Source organism: Aequorivita echinoideorum (assembly GCF_018476645.1).
Lineage (GTDB): Bacteria > Bacteroidota > Bacteroidia > Flavobacteriales > Flavobacteriaceae > Aequorivita > Aequorivita echinoideorum.
The window spans coordinates 112,411-131,995 of the sequence record NZ_JAHCTB010000006.1 but is presented as its reverse complement, the minus strand read 5'-3'; the positions used below and the strand labels follow the sequence as shown (position 1 = coordinate 131,995).

The window sequence follows — 19,585 nt, the reverse complement described above, 5'->3', positions numbered from 1 at the left end:
TATGGCAAAGCGTACAGATAAAAATTCATATACAATCATTTTTGCCATCATTATGGTATTGGTGGTAGGTAGTCTCTTGGCTGGTATTGCACAGGGGTTGCGACCAAAAATTACTGAAAACGAGCGTTTTGAAAAGCAACAGAATATTCTTTATGCTATGGGCGTAAATGATAATGCTGGTCCTGGTGACGTCGCTTTTGTGCCCACAGATAAAGTTGAGGAAAGTTTCAATAAATATATAAAAGAGCAGTTGGTAATTCAAGGTGATTCTGTTACTGAAGATTCCCAAGCTTATTTAATTGACCTGAAAAAAGAAGAATCCCTAGCCAAGGAAGATGAAGATTATAAAAGAAGACTTCCGCTTTTTGTTGGTGAAAAAGATGGCAAAACTATGTACATTATTCCTATGAGAGGAAAAGGTCTTTGGGATGCTATATGGGGATTTGTTGCAGTAGATAAAGATTTTGTTGTTCAAGGTGTATACTTTGACCACAAAGGTGAAACCCCCGGTCTTGGGGCCAATATAAAGGAGCGCTATTTCATGGATGACTTTGAGGGAGAGCAAGTAATGGACGGTGATGTTTTTAAAGGAATCGACGTGGCAAAGGGAAATAATGACCCAACCAATGAGCGTAAGGACGACCAAAAAGTGGATGCACTTGCAGGAGCCACAATTACCGGAAATGGAGTCACCGCAATGATTAAAAAAGATATGGCACTTTATGTACCATACATTGAAAAATTAAACACACAGCAATAATATGGGATTACTATCAAAAAAAGACAGCAAGTTAATTCTTGATCCATTAGCAGATAACAACCCTATCACCATTCAGGTATTGGGGATTTGCTCTGCGCTTGCAATTACTGCCCAGCTAAAGGCATCTATAGTGATGGCGGTTTCGGTTATAGTTGTATTGGGTGTAGGAAACGTAGTTATTTCATTAATGCGAAATATTATTCCTTCAAAAATTAGAATTATCGTTCAGTTGGTAATTGTAGCTGCGCTCGTAATTATGGTGGATCAGGTTTTGAAAGCATTCGCCTATGAATTGAGTAAGCAGCTTTCGGTGTTTATCGGGTTGATTATTACGAATTGTATTATCATGGGCCGTTTCGAGGCATTTGCATTGGGTAACAATCCTTGGCGTTCTTTCCTTGATGGAATTGGAAATGCAGCCGGATACGGATTAATACTTGTGATTGTAGGTTTCTTCCGTGAACTTTTGGGTTCAGGAACCTTGCTTGGGTTTAAAGTATTGGGAGATCCAATTGAACAGACAGGCCTATACTCAATAGGTTATGAAAATAACGGTTTTATGCTGTTATCGCCAATGGCACTTATTGTTATTGGATTGATTATTTGGGTGCAACGCGCAAGAAACAAAGATTTAATTGAGGAATAAATAAAGTAATGCAGTAACAGTATTCAGAAATTATTTTCTAAATGCTTAAAATGCTGAATACCAAAATATATGGAACACGTAGAGTTATTTTTTAAATCAATCTTTATAGACAACATGATTTTTGCCACATTCTTGGGAATGTGCTCTTATCTGGCAGTTTCTAAAAAGGTTACAACGGCGGTCGGTCTTGGTGCCGCGGTAATATTCGTTTTGGCTGTTACTGTGCCTATCAACTGGTTGTTGGATCAATATCTGTTGCGGGATGGTGCTTTAGCTTGGTTAGGTCCAGAATATGCTGATTACAATCTTAGTTTTCTATCCTTCATTCTATTCATTGCTACCATTGCGACAATGGTGCAGTTGGTAGAAATTGTGGTCGAAAAATTTTCACCATCACTATACAATTCTTTGGGTATTTTCTTGCCGCTTATTGCAGTAAACTGCGCAATACTAGGGGGCTCTTTATTTATGCAATCACGGGATATTCCTACACTAGGTCTGGCATTTAATTATGGTGTAAGTTCCGGTATCGGTTGGTTTTTGGCAATTCTTGCCATTGCGGCCATTCGTGAAAAAATTCGATATTCAAACGTACCTGCTCCACTAAGAGGGCTCGGTATTACTTTTATCATTACAGGTTTAATGGCAATTGGCTTTATGAGCTTTGGAGGAATGTTGACTGGTGGCGATGAGGAAAAACCTTCATTGGATTCAGACCCAACAAATGTAGGTATGAAAATAGAACAATCTAAAAATGAAGGGACCGCAGAAAATGCTGATGCTGTTTCCCTTTCGGAAATGTCAACACTAACGAAGCAATAATATGTTTTTAGAAATAAGCACAGTTGGAGTGATAACGGTTACGGTAATAGCCCTATTGGCACTAACGTTGATTTTAGTGGCCTTGCTGTTATTCACGAAAGAGAAATTGGCCCCATCAGGCCCGGTAAAAATTACCATCAATGATGAAAAAACAATCGAGGTACCCTCAGGAGGAACCTTGCTTTCAACATTGGGTGGTGAAAAGATCTTCCTTCCATCTGCCTGTGGTGGTGGTGGAACATGTATTCAGTGTGAGTGCCACGTTCTCTCCGGAGGTGGTGAGGCACTTCCTACGGAAACCCCACATTTTACAAGAAAGGAATTGAAAGAAGGCGCACGCCTTTCCTGCCAAGTAAAAGTGAAACAGGATATGAACATCCATATCCCTGAAGAAGTATTTGGAATTAAAAAATGGGATGCAACTGTGGTAAGAAACTACAATGTTGCTTCGTTCATTAAGGAATTTGTGGTTGAAATCCCAGAGGATATGAACTACAAGGCCGGTGGTTATATACAGATTGAAATTCCACCGTGCGAGGTGAAGTTTGAGGATATGGATATTACCGCACATCCAGAGGAACACGAAAGACCTGACAAGTTTCAGGAGGAGTGGGACAAGTTCAAACTTTGGCCTTTGGTAATGAAAAACTCTGAGACTGTTGAAAGAGCCTATTCAATGGCTTCTTATCCAGCGGAAGGACGTGAAATTATGTTGAATGTTCGTATTGCTACACCACCTTTTGATAAGGCAAAAGGCGGATGGATGGACGTAAATCCAGGCATTGCTTCATCCTACATTTTTAATTGTAAGGAGGGAGATAAGGTTGTGATTTCTGGACCTTATGGGGAATTCTTTATAAATCCATCAGAAGCTGAAATGCTATACGTGGGCGGTGGAGCTGGAATGGCACCTATGCGCTCCCATTTATATCACCTTTTCAAAACCCTTAAAACTGGTAGAAAAGTAACATATTGGTACGGTGGACGTTCAAAAAGAGAACTTTTCTATTTAGACCACTTTAAACAGTTGGAAGATGAATTTCCAAATTTCAAATTCTATTTAGCCCTTTCAGAACCTATGGAAGAGGATAATTGGAAAGTGAAAAACGATATAAACGACGAAGCTGGAGATGGGTTCGTAGGCTTCATTCACCAAGTGGTTATTGACAATTATTTGAACCATCACGATGCCCCGGAAGATATTGAATTATATTTCTGTGGCCCACCATTGATGAACCAAGCGGTTCAGAAAATGGGAGAGGATTTTGGAATCCCTGATGAAAACATTCGCTTTGACGATTTTGGAGGATAACCCAATTATAATTAAAGAAAACCGCTTCACAATTGGGAAGCGGTTTTTTTATTTCAGCATAAAAAAGATGTACTTTTGAATCCAATTATGGGCGAAAAACTCACCAAACAGGAACTGCACAATTTGGCGATGAACATCGTTGGGAAACAACTTGAAGCAGACGGCTACGAGTTTTTGGGCGTAAATTCAAAGCTGAAGCGGGATCCGCAATTTGTTGCGCTAAAAGATAAAATTCTTCATTTTGTCATCGTTCGCGCTACATCATATCCACAGGACGCACACGCCTACGATCCCATTTTAATGAATACCATTAAGGACCACGCCGAAAAATTTGAGGCAAAAACCTACTACGCTGGTGTGGGTCTGGGCCACGGAACCGATTATGCCAAGCCTGTTTTGAAGGATGAGCCCTATACACTGGTCTACAAAGGATTACAAGAAATCTTATGAAAAAATTTGTCTTTCTAACTATCGCAGTTCTTCTATTTTCCTGTGGAAAGAAAAAGTCCCAACCTATTCTTTTACAAGGGGAAGCGTTTGGAACCACATATACTATTCAGTTTTATTCAGATAAAAATATTGAAGTAAAAAAGGGAATTGATTCTGTTATTGAAGCTGTCAACAAATCGGTAAGTACGTATATTTCTGATAGCGATATTTCTAAAATTAATAGGGGAGATTCCACCGTTGTTGTGGATTCCATATTTCGCGAGGTTTTTTTAATTTCTTCTGAAATAAATAAAAAAACCAATGGATATTTTGATCCCACCATCGGCGTATTGCGCAACGCATACGGTTTTGGTGATACTAAGCCATTGAGGGAAATTGATAGCTACACGCTGGATTCCTTAATGGAATTTGTAGGTTTTCAAAAAGTGGCATTGAATCCTGACGGAACCATTTCCAAGGAATCCGCACAAATTTATTTTGATTTTAATGCGGTTGCCAAAGGTTTTGGGATTGATTGCATTGGCAGGTATTTAGAAACTAAAGGAGTGAAGGATTATTTGATAGAATTGGGTGGTGAAATTCTTACCAAAGGTGAAAACGTTGAGAAAAACCAGGATTGGATTGTGGGAATTGAATCCGTGGATTCAAAACTGGAAGATCGTTCTTTTGAAGCAACCGTGCGTCTCAAAAATGTGGGAATGGCTTCTTCTGGTAATTACAGAAAATTCAGAATTGATTCCGCAAGTGGGAAAAAATATGTGCACACAATAAATCCATTGACGGGCTCTGCGGAAAAAAGTGATGTTACAAGCTCAACGGTAATCGCACCAACATGCGCCATTGCTGATGCGTATGCCACATCATTTATGGCATTGGGATTAAAAAAATCCAAAGAATTATTGCAAACACTCCCAAATGTTGATGTGTATTTAACATATTCAGATTCTCTGAACGAGCATCAAGTTTTTATGACGGATGGATTTAAAAGGCGCTTAGGAAACTGATTTCCTAGCTACGGGAATTAATTCGCCTTTTGCCAATCTGTATTTTTCAACCTCCAAATTTGTAAGTTCTTTTGTGTAATCCACAGCCTCAACTTCAAAACCTACTGTTTCCAGCTTTTTAAAATAGTCCATTCCGTAAACCCGGACGTGGTCGTACTGCCCAAATATCTTTGCGCGCTCTTTTGGATCTGTAATACTATTGTCCTCAAAGGTATTTTTTCTATCAGCTTCGTACGGCACTTGAAGTATGGCTGTTCCGCCGCGAGCCAAAACCCTAAAAATTTCCTGCATGGCTCTGGTGTCATCCGGAATATGTTCCAGAACATGGTTGCAAATTATAAAATCGAATTCCTCATTTTTAAAGGGAAGATTACAAATATCGGCTTTTACATCTGCAATGGGCGAATTTAAATCTGTTGTGGTGTAATCCAGATTTTTCATTTTTCTGAATTTTTTATAAAAAGCCTGTTCTGGTGCAAAGTGAAGCACTTTTAGATTTTCTGTAAAAAAAGAAGTTTCATTTTTCAGATATAACCAAAATAACCGGTGTCTTTCCAGGGAAAGCGTGCCGGGGGAGAGCACGTTTTCACGAATCTTTTCATAACCATATGGTAAAAATTTACGATAGGATTTTCCATCAATTGGATCGGTAAATCTATTTCCTCGTAAAAAAAATGCGAGAACGGGACGACCAATTATGCTCAGCTGAATGAGCAAGGGTCTTGGGATGGTATTCAGGATTTTTTTGAACACTGGAAAAAAATCAAACTACAAATTCCTCGGCACGAAACTCTTTTTCTTCATCACTCTTAATTCCCAAGGCTTCATAAATATAGGCATACGTGGAAAGTAATTCAGGTTTTCCGTTCACCAAAGCGATGTTGTGCTCAAAATGTGCGCTCGGTTGACCGTCCTGCGTAACAATGGTCCAGCCATCCTTAAGCTGTTTTACCTTGTGTGTTCCCATATTTATCATCGGTTCCAAGGCAATGGTCATTCCTTCTATAAACTTTTTTCCGCGGCCGCGACGACCGTAATTTGGCATTTCTGGATCTTCGTGCATCTTTCTTCCCAATCCGTGGCCCACAAGTTCCCGTACAACGCCATATCCGTGCGATTCACAAAAGTCTTGAATTGCAAAACCCACATCACCTACGCGATTGCCGGATTTAAACTCCCGAATCCCTATATACAATGATTCTTTAGTGATTTCCAATAACTTTTTCACATCTGCAGCAACTTCGCCCACTTCAAAAGTATAAGCGTGATCGCCGTAAAAACCATTTTTGATGGCACCGCAATCAATCGCCACAATATCGCCTTCCTGTAATGGCACATCTGTAGGCAAACCGTGAACTACGGCATCGTTTACGCTGGTAAGAAGCGTGGAAGGGCAATCATATAAACCTAAAAAACCGGGAATGGCGTCTTGGGAGCGTATGTAATCCTCGGCCATTTTATTTAGCTTATTTGTGGTAATTCCAGGCTTTACTTCCTTTGCCAGCATTCCCAATGTTCTGGAAACTACCAACGCGCTTTCTCGCATGAGTGCGATTTCTTCTTTTGTTTTTGCTATTATCATAAAACTATTTTAAAAAGGAAAACCATCCTTTTTTTGATTTCGTTTTTTCACCCAATGGTTGCCCTCCAATCAATTGCTGGTAGATTTCACCCCAACTTTTCAATCCTCCTATGTTTCTGTCGTCTATAAAAATATCTGCGTGGATTTTACGGCTGTAACTGGAATCAAATTCCTCTTCTGGAAAACTTCGGTTTACGGCGTAGAAAACAAGCCCGTTTTGTTTACAAAATTCAACCGCCTCTTCAAGTGAACTGCCTTTGCGGTAGGTCCATAATATCAATCTATGTCCTTTTTCCTGAAGCTTTTTCAGAGTTTCAAAAGCAAAAATGATAGGTTTGCCAATGCGTGGGTAGGCATCCTCCACAATGGTTCCATCAAAATCTACGGCTATATTATAAGTATCTCGCATCGAGTAAAAATTTCGGGCTGTAAAATTACAAAGAATTATACCGATGCCACAATTTATTCGGAATACGCGTGCTTGTAATCCTTGCCGCTTACAATGGCAAGCATATCTTTTTCCAGACCTTCTATGGGATATTCCACAATTCTGCCAAGTTCTTTACCGTCTTTTGAAAAAATAAGGGTTGGTACATTCGTAATATTCAATCCGTCCTCATATCCTTGCGGGGTCGTCTTTTCTTCAGAAACCGTAATGAGCGTTAACTTTGATTCGTCAAATCCCGTTTGGTCTAGTATTTTGTAAAAATGTGGAATCTCCCGCTGGCTGTCGCTGCACCAAGTTCCCATAAATGCTGTAATCTCAACTCCTTTTAATAGCGATTTTAAATGTGAAACTGTTTCAGAATCCAATTGATAAGATTTGTAGCCCTCGTCAAACCAATTTTGGAAAGCATCCATCCTAAGCCCATTTCGGTTGGCCTTCCCGAGCAGTATGACTGAATCTCCAGAGACCACCGTATCATTTATTTTATCTGAATTCATTTCTGAAACAATTTCCTTTGAGGCCGTTTCGTCCAATTTATTTTTTTCTTTTGAAGAATTGCAAGCAATTATCACTATTGCCGCGAAAACGATTATTATTTTTTTCATAGTTGTTAGATTAAAGGTTTCTGAGTCATAATCTCTGGTTGATCAATACCCATCAATTTTAAAATAGTGGGTGCAACATCACCTAAAATCCCATCTTTAATCGAGGTAATTTCACTATCCACTAATATGATAGGAACGGGATTCGTAGTGTGTGCCGTATTGGGTGAGCCGTCCGGATTTCGCATACATTCGCTATTTCCGTGATCTGCAATTATAATTGCGGTATAGTTATGTTCAGTTGCTTTCGCAATTACCGCTTCGGCACATTTGTCAACAGCTTCGCAGGCTTTTATGGCAGCTTCAAAAACACCGGTATGGCCTACCATATCTGGATTTGCAAAATTCATACAAATAAAATCCGCATTCCCGTCTTCAATTTCGGGCAAAATCATATCCCGTAAAGAAAAGGCGCTCATTTCCGGCTTCAAATCGTACGTTGCTACTTTAGGCGATGGACACAGAATTCTTTTTTCGCCTTCAAAGGCAAGCTCCCTTCCGCCGGAAAAGAAGAATGTTACGTGTGGATACTTTTCGGTTTCGGCAATACGAATCTGTTTCTTTCCGTTTTTTTCCAAAATTTCGCCGAGCGTTTCCTTCAAATTTTCTTTGTTGTAAACCACGTGGATATTTCCGAAGGAATCGTCATAATTGGTAAGCGTTACAAAATATAGTGGCAAAGTGTTCATCCCAAATTCCTCATAATCCTTTTGCGTGAGAACTTCCGTCAACTGCCTTCCGCGATCTGTTCGGAAATTGAAAAACAGCACCACATCGTCCTTTTCAATGGTTGCAACCAGCGTACTGTCTGCATTTACCATTACTATGGGTTCTATAAATTCATCGGTAATTCCTTCGGCATAACTTTCCTCAATATTTTTTATGGCGTTCGTGGACGCTTTCCCTTTTCCGAAACAAAGCAAATCATACGCTTTTTTTACGCGTTCCCAGCGGCGGTCACGGTCCATAGCAAAATAACGTCCAATGACAGACGCCAATTTACCGCCCGTGTTCATAAGTTCTTGTTGGATTTCCGCAACAAAACCTGCGCCGGAGCGTGGATCCACATCGCGGCCATCGGTAAAGGCGTGCACGTACATATCTGAAATTCCTTCCAGTTGGGCGGCTTTCAAAAGACCTTTTAAATGGTCTATATGGGAATGTACGCCACCATCTGAGAGCAGCCCAAGAAAATGTACTTTTTTGTTGTGGCTTTTTGCATATCGAAACGCTTTTTGGAGCGCTTCCTCGTTTCGCAGCGTGCCCTTTTCCATAGCCATGTTGATTTTTGCCAGATCTTGGTAAATGATTCTTCCCGCTCCAAGATTCATATGTCCCACTTCGCTGTTGCCCATTTGGCCATTGGGCAGGCCCACATTCATACCGTGCGTGAGCAACTGGCCGTGCGGATATTTTTTATAAAGCGAATCTATAAATGGCGTGTTTGCTTGCGCAATGGCAGAAACGGCGGGATCTTGCGTAATGCCCCAACCGTCCAGGATCATTAATATTACTTTTTTGTTCATTTCTAATTTACTGTTATGGTCTCATTTAAAGCAAAATAGGGTTTATATCCAAAATATTTTCAGAAATATATTTTGAAACAAACGCTTCGGAAAAATGCTCGTTGCCCTTTATTTTTTCTTCAGAAAGCATTTTTTTCACATCAATTTTTTCCCGATAGGCTTTCAGCATTGGCACGGAAACTGGTGCATAACTGAAGTGCCACGGCTCATATTTAAAACCTTTCCTGTTGCCATTGTCCGTATAAACTTCGTGGAAGCCAAACTTTTCCGCATTTTGGTTGAGCCACATTTTAAATCGGCAGTAGGGACCATTGCCATGAAAATTTTCAGCCATCAAAACATTTGTGGGTCGTGGGGCATTTCCATCAATCAAATCCAAATCAGTACCCCAATGATGGCGGGACGTGCCGGGAATGGTAGAATATTCAATAATTTTTTGGATTGCTTTTTCGGGGGAGAGTCCTTGGGAAGTAAAGGAGTTGTATTTATTTTCAAAAATTTCCTTTTGCCGCTGGAAACTTCTGTAAGATGAAACCACCTCAATTTTTATATTATCCTCTGTCGCGGCAGCCTTCATTTTATTGAAGGCTTCCTTGGTTTGTTTGTCCATTTTGCTGGTGTAGGAATCACCTATAATATTCGGGTTTCCTTTTCCTAGTAGCTGCTCGCGGGTAAATTCATCTAAATAATTATTAAATGAAAATTGCGGAAAAATGGCGAGACTTAGGCCCGCAAGGCCAGAAATTTTAATAAATTCGTTGCGCTTCATGAGATCTTTTACTGAAGTTTAAAAGTACCATAATTTTGAAAGATAACGCCGTTTCCATCCGCATAATTGAGTCCAAGGACATACTCAGTATTCTACCGCTATTGCAAAAATTGGGTAATTTTACCGTTGCCGAAGCAGTTTTAAAAGAACGCATTTTGGAATCCACAAAGCAGAATTACGAATGCATTGGCGTTTACGAATCTGAAAAATTGATTGGCGTTTGCGGACTTTGGTTCCAAACGCGCCATTATGCGGGCAAATGCGTGGAACTGGACCACGTGATTATTGATGACGACGCGCGGAGCAGGGGCGTGGGCAAAATGTTGATGGATTACGTTTACCATTATGCCAAGCGTAAAGGTTGCAACTGGATTGAGTTAAATACGTATGTGCAGAATTTCCCTTCGCATAAATTTTATTACAATCAGGGTTTTGTGGCCAAGGGCTATCACTTTGTGAAAGAAATTTAAGATGTTGCAGATTGCATTGGTTGTAAGGACTACACCTTGAAATTTGAAAATTCGGTGCCGCTCTCTACTTCATAAGCATCTTTTCCCTGCTCAAAAATACGCGCCTTCAATTTGCCTTTCAAAACAATCTTTTCACCTGTAACGCGCAACCAACTGCCCTCGCGCAATCCCACGACGGGAACCGTGTTCTGTGTATGGAATTCCTTGATTCTTGTTTCGCGGGTTTCGCCCATATGCTTACTGTCTGGTTCTGGGTCTAAATAATGCGGATTTAAATTGAACGGCACTGCGCCCAAAGTCTTGAAGGATGGCGGATAGATTATGGGCATGTCATTGGTAGTCTGCATAGAAACCCCGCAAATATTGCTGCCGGCACTCGTCCCCATATAGGGCAATCCTTTAAAAATGGCTTCGCGAAGTGGTTGCATTGCCTCAAAATGGTACAGGGCGTTAACCAAAACAAAGGTATTTCCGCCACCTGTAAACACACCTTTTGCCGAGTTAATGGCTTCCGCTGGATTTTTAAACGTATGTAGGCCTATCAATTTTTTATCTATTTTCTGAAACGCACTTGCTGCTTTTTCGGTGTATTCATCGTGGGTAATTCCGCCGGGGCGAGCATAGGGTATGAATATTATTTCGTTTGTACCCTTAAACAATTCAGCCATTTCTTCAGCGAGGTAATCTAAATAAGTACCGCCATATACTGTGCTGGTGCTGGCTATAAGTAGGTTTTTCATTTTGAATATTTTCAGATTATAAATTTACCAATACTCAATGTATTCAACAGAAACTAATGTCTTTAAATTTCAAAAAACCATTAATGTTGTTCATATAAGTGGCAATATAATAGTTTTCAAAAAGACGTTTGTAAGTAAAAAAGTTACAGGTGTAAGTAAGAAAGTTACAAGTGTAAGTTAAAAAGTTACAGCGGTAAGTAAAATGGTTACTATTTAGGATAAAATGCTTTATAAAATACATATTGAATTACCATTTTTTGCAATACGGCCAGAGTACATATATGATATTATTCAGCCTCTTCAATATTAACATAATTACGTAAAGAATTTAAGTTTTCACTAAGAAAACAAAACCGTATTTTTAGAGTATGATGAAAAAACTACTTGTACTATTCGCTTTTACCTTATCTGCCACCCTTTTTGCACAGGATGTGGAGCGTACCAAAATCGCCGGAAAAATAACCGCGCAGGAAAATGATGACCTGGAAGGCATAACAATTTACAATCAATCCTCCCAAAAAGGAACCATAACGGATGCTACCGGTACTTTTGAAATAGAAGTGGCCGAAAATGACAGGCTCTACGTAACGGCATTGCAATATCAATCCTTTACCATACTTGTGGATGCGGGCGTTGTGGACAAAAAACGAATCAATATTTATTTAAATCCGTCCGTGAACCAACTGGAAGAGGTTATCGTGCGGCCGTACGATCTTTCCGGAAATGTGCGGGCAGATGTCCAAAAAATACCTACCTATTCCATTGGCCAGAATTGGGACCTCAGTTATGAAAATCTGGAATATGGCTACCAGTTTGAGCCAGATGCGCAGACTAAAATTGCCGGAAACGCCGCCGAGGAAGCACTTCACGGCAATTCCATACAGAACGGCGCGAATATTTTGGGAATTCTGGGCGGGGTAGCGGGCTTACTGTTTCCAAATAGGGAAGTCTCCGAAACCCAGGCCAGGGAATCCAGCACTGCAATCAGTACCAATCTGCAACAGCGTTTTAGCAGGGCTTTTGTTGCTGCCAATTTTCAGATTCCAGAGGAGAAGGCAGTTGATTTTCTGTATTTTGCCCAAGAAAATGGTTTGAACCAAGATTTGCTCCGTAGCAATAATGAAATGCAATTAATGGAATTTCTTCGCGAAAAAAGTATAGAATACAAAACGCGCGGTGAATAAGAAAATTATCATTTTCGTTGGCACCTTTTTCCTTATAATGGGTTTGGCGCAAGCGCAGAAAAAGGAATTACGTGGAAAAATAACCAATGATGGCGAGGTGGAAGGTATCCACATTCGCAATAGTTCTTCCGGTTACAACACAATTTCAGATGAAAATGGACAATTCTCAATACTTACCAAAGAGCTGGATACACTTCTATTTATTTCGGTAAAGTATGCGCCTGAAATTATTTTGGTAACAGATAAAATTTGGGATGCCGGTACCATTACCGTGCAATTGCGGGAGACCGTGAATGAACTGGATGAAGTGGTTATAGCCCCGAACCTATCCGGAAACATTAGGGCAGATTTGGCGAAAATACAAACAGATAAACCCGTTGATTTTGAAGATTTGGGACTTCCCGGATTTAAAGGGATTCCGCAGGAGCGAATTGTACCTATTTTTGAAGCTTTTAGTCCTACCAGTCTTAAGCTGGAACTTATGTATAAATATATTTCAGGGTATTATAGAAAACTGAAAATAAGAAGAAAATGGGATGTGGAGAATAGTTTTGTTGCCAATATTTTCAATTATTACACTGAAGAATTTTTTGTGGATACATATAAAATCCCCCATACTAAAATTCACGATTTTTTGCTGTTTTGTGCCGAAGCAACCCAAATTGAAAGCGAATTCAAAAAAGAAAGATATGGCAGCGTTTTTCTTATTTTTGAAGAAAAAGCAAAAGAGTATTTGTCCCGCATACCAGAAGAATAGTAATTGGTTAAATTCTGTAACATCGCTGAATTTTAGCCGTCTAATGTTCCATTAGAATCAAATCTTTACATGAAATTTTTAAAATTTTTACTGCTCGCATTTATAACGATTCCCCTGATTTCGGCGCGTCCCGCTCATAAATTTTACGTGAGTGTCACTAAAATGGAGTATGTTGAAAAGAAAAATTCGCTTCAAATTATTACCAATATTTTTATAGATGATATTGAAAACGCCCTAAAGGCACGCTATAACAAGTCCATTTCCTTGGACACAAAAAAGGAAACCGAAACGGATACTGAATTATTAAAGCAGTATATTCTTCAAAAATTGAAGATTAAAGTAGATGGAAAAAATGTGGAACTCCATTACATAGGACGCGAATATGATACTGATATGGTGGTTGCATATATTGAGATTACAAAGCTGAAACCCTTTAAAAATATTGAAATTGAAAACAAGGTCTTAATGGAAATGTTTCCGGAACAGCAAAATATTATCCACTTGAAGACTTCAGAAAGCCGCAAAAGTCTTATTTTGGACAAAAATGAACCCTCGGGAATATTATTTCCCTTTGATTGAACTTTAATTGATAATTTGAACCATCATCCTTTCAAAACAAATACGAATGAAATTTTTTAAAACGCTACTTTTTTCAACTGCCATAATTTTCTTCGGAACGGTTAACGCACAAGAAGAAAATTCTGAACAAAAACGTGAGCCAGGCCACTTCAATACAAATCGTTTCAAGCAAATGTACGAGGAGTTTTCAACACCAAATATGTTCAGAACGGCAAGTGGGGCACCGGGACCCAACTATTATCAGCAACAGGCAGATTATAAAATGGATGTGGAGCTGGATGATAAAAACACAAAGTTGACAGGCTTTGAGACCATTACCTACACCAACAATTCGCCGGACCAATTGGAATTTCTTTGGGTTCAACTCGATCAAAACGTTCGTAAAAAAGATTCAAAATCGCCACTGATTGAATCTTCGGGTTCGGCACCGGCTATGCAGCCGGGAAATTTCATCAATGAATATATGGGTAACGCTTTTGATGGTGGTTTCAATATTATGGAAGTGAAAGACACAAAAGGAAATGCGCTGCCCTATACCATTAACCAGACTATGATGCGTGTGGAAATGCCGGAAAACTTGATGCCGGGAAAAAAATTCGTTTTTTCTATTAAGTGGTGGTATAATATTAATGATCACGTGGTAAATAGGGCAAGAAGTGGATATGAAGTTTTTGATGACGGAAATCACGGATACGTAATTGCCCAGTTTTACCCGAGAATGGCGGTGTACAACGATGTGGAAGGTTGGCAAAACAGCCAATTTTGGGGAAGGGATGAATTTGCGTTGCCTTTCGGAAATTTTGAAGTAAATATTACCGTACCGGCAGATCATATTTTGGACGGTACGGGCGAGCTTCAGAATAGAAAGGATGTTTTTTCAAAAGAAATGATGAATAGGTACGAGCAGGCCCAGAAATCTTTTGACAAACCTGTAATGATCGTGACGCAGGCCGAAGCCGAGGCCGCTTCCAAGAATTTTTCTACCGCTAAAAAAACTTGGAAATTTAAAGCAGAAAACGTTCGTGATTATGCTTTTGCTACTTCCCGTCGCTACATTTGGGATATGATGGCAGTGAAAATGGGCAACCGCAATGTGATGGCAGTATCACTATATCCGCCAGAGGGAAATCCGCTGTGGGAAGATTGGTCTACAAAAGTTGTCGCCAGCACTCTGAAGACCTATTCCAGAATGACGTTTGACTATCCGTACCCCAAGGCTATTTCAGTAAACGCAAAAAACCAAGGAATGGAATATCCAATGATTTGCTGGAATTATGGAAGGCCAGACAAGGACGGCTCACTTAGCGAGCGCACCAAATACGGAATGATGAGCGTGATAATCCACGAAGTGGGGCATAACTATTTCCCAATGATCGTTAACAGTGACGAGCGTCAATGGACTTGGATGGATGAGGGACTGAACACTTTCACGCAATATGTTGCCGAGCAGGATTTTGGTGAGGCGTATCCAGATGCCATTGCACCAAACAAAAAATACCCGTCCCGCCGTGGTCCAGCCAAAAACATAGTGGACTATATGGCCGGCGATCAAAAGCAATTGGCGCCCATTATGAGCAAAGGATTAAACGTTTATAATTTTGGGGCAAATGCCTATGCGAAACCAGCGACTGCGCTCAATATTTTACGTGAGACCGTAATGGGAAGGGAGCTTTTTGATTATGCATTTAAAACCTACGCTAATCGGTGGATGTTCAAGCACCCCACGCCGGAGGATTTTTTCAGGACTATGGAAGATGCCTCGGCGGTAGACCTCGATTGGTACTGGAGAGAGTGGTTTTACACTACGGATTATGTGGATATAGGCGTGGAAAGCGTAAAGAAATTTTATGTTACTTCAAAAATGAACAAAGAAGTACGTGAAATGATGACCGCTCGCGGCATTCAGGAAAGTGATGTTCCACCTTTGGTCTATATGGTAGAGGAAGGAAGTGAGGATTTTGAAGAAACCATGCGCAATGCAAAAGTGGAGGATATTAGTACCTTGAATGAATACCTCCTCGAAAATTTTTCGCCGGAAGAACGTGCAAAATTGAAGCGTCCCAATTATTTCTATGAAGTTACTTTCAACAAACCGGGCGGAATCCCGATGCCCATAATCACACAATTCACCTATGCTGATGGCACTTCAGAAAAAATAACATATCCCGCTGAAATCTGGAGATTGAATGATACTACCGTTGGGAAATTTATTGCTACAGATAAAGAAATCACAAAAATAGAAGTAGATCCCGAAGAAGAAACGGCAGATATTGATACTTCAAATAATGCGTGGCCAAAGGAAAAACAAGTGGGCGCTTTTGAAAAATTCAAAAGAGAAAATTCCGAAGATTAATACAAAACAATGATAATGAAGCCCTTTTCCAAAAATTCTGGAAAAGGGCTTTCTTTTTTCAGGTTTATAAAAAACTCCCAACGCGCACCCATAAATTGCCGTGCGTTGCTATATTTGTAGTATGATTTCACAGGCTATATTTTTATTTATAAGCGGAGCCGAAATTGGCTTCATTCTTTTCATCGTGCTATTGGTATTTGGGGCTGATAAGGTCCCTGAAATTGCCAGAGGATTGGGAAAAGGGATGCGCCAAATTAAAAATGCCACCAACGATATTAAATCGGAAATTACGAAAGGTGCCAAGGATCAAGGCATCGATTTTGACATTACCAAGGACGTTCGAAAGGAAATTGATAAGGTTAAGGAAGATGTGGACGAGGTAACCGGCCCGGTGAAAAGAAAATTCTAAATGCTGGAAACCCTAAAACAGTGGGACAGGGATATTTTCGTTTTCCTAAATGGCTTGGGTATTGAACGCTTTGACGGTTTTTGGATTTATGTTACACAGATAGAAAGCTGGACACCGCTCTTTATTTTCTTCGGAATATTGATTTTCTATTACTACAGAGGAAAAAAAGGAACCACTGTCATCTTTTTTTTATTGTTGACTTTCGGCATTACTATTTTTTTTACGGGAATGGTGAAGGATTATGTGGCAAGATTACGACCCAATAATGTGGAGGAATTGGGAAAACTGATTCGCATCCTTCAAAAACCGACCAACTACAGTTTCTTTTCAGGTCACGCATCATCAAGTTTTTCCGTTACCACATTTGTGGTTTTAGCACTTCAGAAATATACCAAATGGATTTATTTGGTTTACCTGTGGCCGTTGATTTTTGTAATGAGCCGTATCTACGTGGGCGTCCATTATCCAAGTGATATCTTTGTGGGAGCCTTGGTAGGAACTACTTTCGCCTTTTTATTTTTCTATTTATGCCGAAAGGTATTGTTGCACAAAAAATTATTCCCGAACGCGTGAAATGGTTAGCCCATCGCGGATTGGCAGTAAAACGGTTTCCAGATTTTCGTGTTCGTTTAATAGTTTATTGTAGAGGAGAAGCGCTTTTGTGTCAACATCATCATTTTTCAAGGGCTCTATCACCTTTCCGCTCCATAGCACGTTATCACTTAAAATCACAGAACCTTTTTTTAGTTTCGAAAGAATTATTTCCAAATAGTTGGGATAATTACTTTTATCCGCATCGATAAATACCAAGTCGAAGGATTTTTCAAGTTTCGGGATTATTTCCAAAGCATTGCCCAAATGTTGAAAAATCTGTTTCCCAAAAGAAGATTTATCAAAATATTTCCGCTGAAAGTCGAACAATTCCTCATTTATATCTATGGTGTGGAGTTCGCCATTCTTCGCCATTCCCTCTGCCAAGCACAATGCGGAATACCCAGTATAGGTGCCAATTTCCAAAATATTTTTAGGCTGTATCAATTTTGAAATCATACTCAAGACGCGCCCCTGAAAATGACCACTTATCATACGCGGCTGCAATTGTTTTTGCCAGGTTTCACGGTTCAATTGTTGCAACAAGTGCGGTTCTGCCTGTGAATGCGTTTCTACATAATCGTTTATTTTATCTGGGAGAAAGTCCATTTTTTAGTGGTCAGTGTCCTTTTTATTCAGAATTATATTTCGACATTAATTTCCCCCTTTGGGGACTAGGGGGCTTATTCTATCCAATAGTTTTTGTTTTGCATTTTCATCATCTCCACATAACCACTGGATAACGTTGTCTTCCCACATTGCGTCTGCTTGTTCTTTAGTTACAATATTTCGCTCCAACGCCAAATCAAGTATTTTTCCGGGATAGGAAGATTGTGGTGCACTTTCCATTTCGCCAAGGGGATAAGGATCGTCCAAACCTACCAAAACCTGCTTGGAACCTTGATTTTTCATTAAAAGCTCCAAGGAACCAGTATCATGGACCAATGTATCGAAGAAAATATTTTTATGCCCCACCGATTTTCGGGGATGCGTTTTTCCTTTAAACAAATCGGGGCGACCATCAAAACCTTGGATTCTTCTTCCCAAATTAATCTGTGCCAATTGTCCGCCGTGCGCAAAGCAGGTACGCATTCCCGGAAATTTATCGGCGTAACCATTCAAAGTAAGGAAATGATAGGCATCGGCGCATTGCGCAAGCATCCAAATAAGGTGAAAACGCCAGGCCGTATTTTCAAGTTTTATGAATTTTTCCCCGTCGTAAGGATGGATTTCAACCGCCAAATTATATTTTGAAGCGAGTTCAAAAATCGGTTCATTTTCTTCGTCAAAAATGCAACGCCACGTTCCTATTGTGTCCATGTAATGCGTTGGCAAGCACAATAATCGAAGATCTAAAGTTTCCACGCAACGTTCTATTTCCCAAAGCGCACCACGCACAAAACCGGGATGTACCACAAAACCACACGTAAATTTTGAAGGATGGTCGTGCTGTATTTTTGCATTGAAATCATTTTGAAACCGAAGCGCTTGCTTCATTTCCTCAACGCGAAGGCCGTTTCCGTACAACTGCGAAAGATTCAAAACCACGGCGTGGTCAATTTTGAAACGCTCCATCCATTCCAACTTTTCATTCAGAAAAAAACTGGAATCGGTAACGGGACGGCTCCAATCTTTTTGAAGCATAAATTTTCGATCCTTATCTACCCAAAAAATTCCCTTATCCTTCATAAACTGAGGGATTTCCTCAGGATAGGGAAGCAGGTGCGAATGGCCGTTAATGCGAAGTTTTCTAGTCATGAGAAATTGTTAGCTTGGTTAAAGTTACAGACTTTTGGTGCGCCCACCATCCACGGGAAGGTTAATTCCGTTAATATAGCTTGCGGCTTCACTAGCTAGAAAAGCAACGGCATTTGCAATTTCACCGGGTTGTGCAAAACGGCGGGCGGGAACAATACTTTTCATAAAATCGCTGGCTTCCTTTTCGGTTTTGTCCATTTTTTTTGCAGCGTTGCCCACAATATCGTCCAATCTGTCCGTAGCTGTAAAACCGGGCAGAACGTTATTTACGGTTATTCCGAATTGGCCAAGCTCATTTGCCAAAGTTTTGCTCCAGCTTGCCACGGCACCGCGAATGGTATTGCTCACACCCAGTCCATCAATCGGCTGTTTTACCGAAGTGGAAATAATATTAATGATTCTTCCATAATCAGCCTTTTTCATTCCGGGAACAACAGCTTGCGCCAAAATTTGATTGCAAATAAGGTGCATTGAAAATGCTTTCTTGAATTCGTCAGTTTCCGCAGAAAAAATAGGTCCGCCTTTCGGTCCGCCGGTATTATTTACCAAAATATGAAAGGTTTTATTTGAAGCAGCCAATTCAGCTTTCTTTTTTACTTCTTCGGGCTTGGTAAAATCTGCCACAAAATAATTGTGTTTTTGTCCCTTTTCGTGCGGAAGCTCGATTAAAGTTTCCTTCAATTTTTCTTCATCGCGCGCAACTAAAGTTACCGTTGCACCCAATTTTGCCAATTGAATTGCTGTTGCTTTTCCAATGCCAGCGGTACTTCCGCAGACTAATGCATTTTTATCTGTTAAATCTAAATTCATATTCAATATTCAA

Annotated in this window: 23 protein-coding genes; 13 read left to right on the top strand and 10 right to left on the bottom strand. The window is 40.0% G+C overall.

The features are described from left to right. The first annotated feature begins 1 nt into the window (after position 1). The 6 genes from KIV10_RS13185 to KIV10_RS13160 all read left to right on the top strand — a co-directional run bounded on the left by KIV10_RS13185 (position 2) and on the right by KIV10_RS13160 (position 4,994). Positions 2–760 carry a Na(+)-translocating NADH-quinone reductase subunit C gene (locus tag KIV10_RS13185; RefSeq protein WP_214114489.1) on the top strand — a complete coding sequence of 253 codons (759 nt, stop codon included), beginning with the start codon at positions 2–4 and terminating at the stop codon, positions 758–760. 1 nt (position 761) lies between these two features. Next, on the top strand, positions 762–1,406 hold the full coding sequence (locus KIV10_RS13180; protein ID WP_214114488.1) for an NADH:ubiquinone reductase (Na(+)-transporting) subunit D: 645 nt from the start codon (positions 762–764) through the stop codon (positions 1,404–1,406). Positions 1,407–1,475: 69 nt separating this feature from the next. Further along, entirely contained in the window at positions 1,476–2,228 is a 753-nt protein-coding gene (gene nqrE, locus KIV10_RS13175; RefSeq protein ID WP_214114486.1) for an NADH:ubiquinone reductase (Na(+)-transporting) subunit E, read from the top strand. A gap of 1 nt (position 2,229) precedes the next feature. Beyond that, positions 2,230–3,540: an NADH:ubiquinone reductase (Na(+)-transporting) subunit F gene (nqrF, locus tag KIV10_RS13170; RefSeq protein ID WP_214114484.1), complete on the top strand. Its 1,311-nt coding sequence runs from the start codon at positions 2,230–2,232 to the stop codon at positions 3,538–3,540. A gap of 87 nt (positions 3,541–3,627) precedes the next feature. Next, positions 3,628–3,990, top strand: a complete 363-nt coding sequence (locus tag KIV10_RS13165; RefSeq protein ID WP_214114483.1) for a Na(+)-translocating NADH-quinone reductase subunit F — start codon at positions 3,628–3,630, stop codon at positions 3,988–3,990. Continuing rightward, positions 3,987–4,994 (top strand): FAD:protein FMN transferase, encoded by a 1,008-nt coding sequence (locus KIV10_RS13160; protein WP_214114482.1) that lies wholly within the window; start codon positions 3,987–3,989, stop codon positions 4,992–4,994. Before KIV10_RS13165 ends, KIV10_RS13160 begins: the two co-directional genes overlap by 4 nt. Here KIV10_RS13160 and KIV10_RS13155 read toward each other — a convergent pair. The 6 genes from KIV10_RS13155 to KIV10_RS13130 are packed head-to-tail and all read right to left on the bottom strand — an operon-like array spanning position 4,983 to position 9,921. Continuing rightward, on the bottom strand, positions 4,983–5,747 hold the full coding sequence (locus KIV10_RS13155) for a class I SAM-dependent methyltransferase (protein WP_214114481.1): 765 nt from the start codon (positions 5,745–5,747) through the stop codon (positions 4,983–4,985). The two genes, KIV10_RS13160 and KIV10_RS13155, sit on opposite strands and share 12 nt — an antisense overlap. Before the next feature lie 10 nt (positions 5,748–5,757). Further along, complete coding sequence (map, locus tag KIV10_RS13150; RefSeq protein WP_214114480.1) at positions 5,758–6,576, bottom strand: type I methionyl aminopeptidase; 819 nt, start codon at positions 6,574–6,576, stop codon at positions 5,758–5,760. Positions 6,577–6,580: 4 nt separating this feature from the next. After that, positions 6,581–6,985, bottom strand: a complete 405-nt coding sequence (locus KIV10_RS13145) for a BT0820 family HAD-type phosphatase (RefSeq protein WP_214114479.1) — start codon at positions 6,983–6,985, stop codon at positions 6,581–6,583. Between the two features lie 53 nt (positions 6,986–7,038). Further along, on the bottom strand, positions 7,039–7,629 hold the full coding sequence (locus KIV10_RS13140) for a thioredoxin family protein (protein WP_246516309.1): 591 nt from the start codon (positions 7,627–7,629) through the stop codon (positions 7,039–7,041). Positions 7,630–7,634: 5 nt separating this feature from the next. After that, a complete protein-coding gene (gpmI, locus tag KIV10_RS13135; RefSeq protein ID WP_214114478.1) occupies positions 7,635–9,152 on the bottom strand; it encodes a 2,3-bisphosphoglycerate-independent phosphoglycerate mutase in 1,518 nt (505 codons plus the stop codon). A 25-nt stretch (positions 9,153–9,177) separates the two neighbouring features. After that, positions 9,178–9,921, bottom strand: a complete 744-nt coding sequence (locus tag KIV10_RS13130; protein WP_214114477.1) for a M15 family metallopeptidase — start codon at positions 9,919–9,921, stop codon at positions 9,178–9,180. Between the two features lie 35 nt (positions 9,922–9,956). On the opposite strand from KIV10_RS13130, the gene KIV10_RS13125 reads away from it, so the two are divergent. Further along, complete coding sequence (locus KIV10_RS13125; protein WP_246516308.1) at positions 9,957–10,391, top strand: GNAT family N-acetyltransferase; 435 nt, start codon at positions 9,957–9,959, stop codon at positions 10,389–10,391. Between the two features lie 29 nt (positions 10,392–10,420). On the opposite strand, the gene pepE is transcribed toward KIV10_RS13125, so the two are convergent. Further along, complete coding sequence (gene pepE, locus KIV10_RS13120) at positions 10,421–11,131, bottom strand: dipeptidase PepE (protein ID WP_214114476.1); 711 nt, start codon at positions 11,129–11,131, stop codon at positions 10,421–10,423. A gap of 368 nt (positions 11,132–11,499) precedes the next feature. Here pepE and KIV10_RS13115 point away from each other — a divergent pair, with 368 nt between their 5' ends. From KIV10_RS13115 to KIV10_RS13090, 6 genes are all read left to right on the top strand, one after another. After that, positions 11,500–12,315: a carboxypeptidase-like regulatory domain-containing protein gene (locus KIV10_RS13115; RefSeq protein ID WP_214114475.1), complete on the top strand. Its 816-nt coding sequence runs from the start codon at positions 11,500–11,502 to the stop codon at positions 12,313–12,315. Continuing rightward, a complete protein-coding gene (locus tag KIV10_RS13110) occupies positions 12,308–13,072 on the top strand; it encodes a peptidase associated/transthyretin-like domain-containing protein (RefSeq protein ID WP_214114473.1) in 765 nt (254 codons plus the stop codon). Before KIV10_RS13115 ends, KIV10_RS13110 begins: the two co-directional genes overlap by 8 nt. 69 nt (positions 13,073–13,141) lie before the next feature. Next, positions 13,142–13,651 carry a DUF6702 family protein gene (locus tag KIV10_RS13105; protein WP_214114472.1) on the top strand — a complete coding sequence of 170 codons (510 nt, stop codon included), beginning with the start codon at positions 13,142–13,144 and terminating at the stop codon, positions 13,649–13,651. A 46-nt stretch (positions 13,652–13,697) separates the two neighbouring features. Beyond that, positions 13,698–16,004: a M1 family metallopeptidase gene (locus tag KIV10_RS13100; RefSeq protein WP_214114470.1), complete on the top strand. Its 2,307-nt coding sequence runs from the start codon at positions 13,698–13,700 to the stop codon at positions 16,002–16,004. A gap of 121 nt (positions 16,005–16,125) precedes the next feature. Beyond that, positions 16,126–16,413 (top strand): Sec-independent protein translocase subunit TatA/TatB, encoded by a 288-nt coding sequence (locus KIV10_RS13095; RefSeq protein WP_214114469.1) that lies wholly within the window; start codon positions 16,126–16,128, stop codon positions 16,411–16,413. Next, a complete protein-coding gene (locus KIV10_RS13090; protein WP_214114467.1) occupies positions 16,414–16,986 on the top strand; it encodes a phosphatase PAP2 family protein in 573 nt (190 codons plus the stop codon). Here the strand turns inward: KIV10_RS13090 and KIV10_RS13085 are convergent. Genes KIV10_RS13085 through KIV10_RS13075 form a run of 3 tightly spaced genes read right to left on the bottom strand, consistent with a single transcriptional unit; the run spans position 16,969 to position 19,572 of the window. Beyond that, positions 16,969–17,613, bottom strand: a complete 645-nt coding sequence (locus KIV10_RS13085) for an O-methyltransferase (protein WP_214114466.1) — start codon at positions 17,611–17,613, stop codon at positions 16,969–16,971. The genes KIV10_RS13090 and KIV10_RS13085 overlap by 18 nt on opposite strands. A 45-nt stretch (positions 17,614–17,658) precedes the next feature. After that, a complete protein-coding gene (locus KIV10_RS13080) occupies positions 17,659–18,762 on the bottom strand; it encodes an amidohydrolase family protein (RefSeq protein ID WP_214114464.1) in 1,104 nt (367 codons plus the stop codon). A gap of 24 nt (positions 18,763–18,786) precedes the next feature. Beyond that, a complete protein-coding gene (locus tag KIV10_RS13075; protein ID WP_214114463.1) occupies positions 18,787–19,572 on the bottom strand; it encodes an SDR family oxidoreductase in 786 nt (261 codons plus the stop codon). Positions 19,573–19,585: the final 13 nt, after the last annotated feature.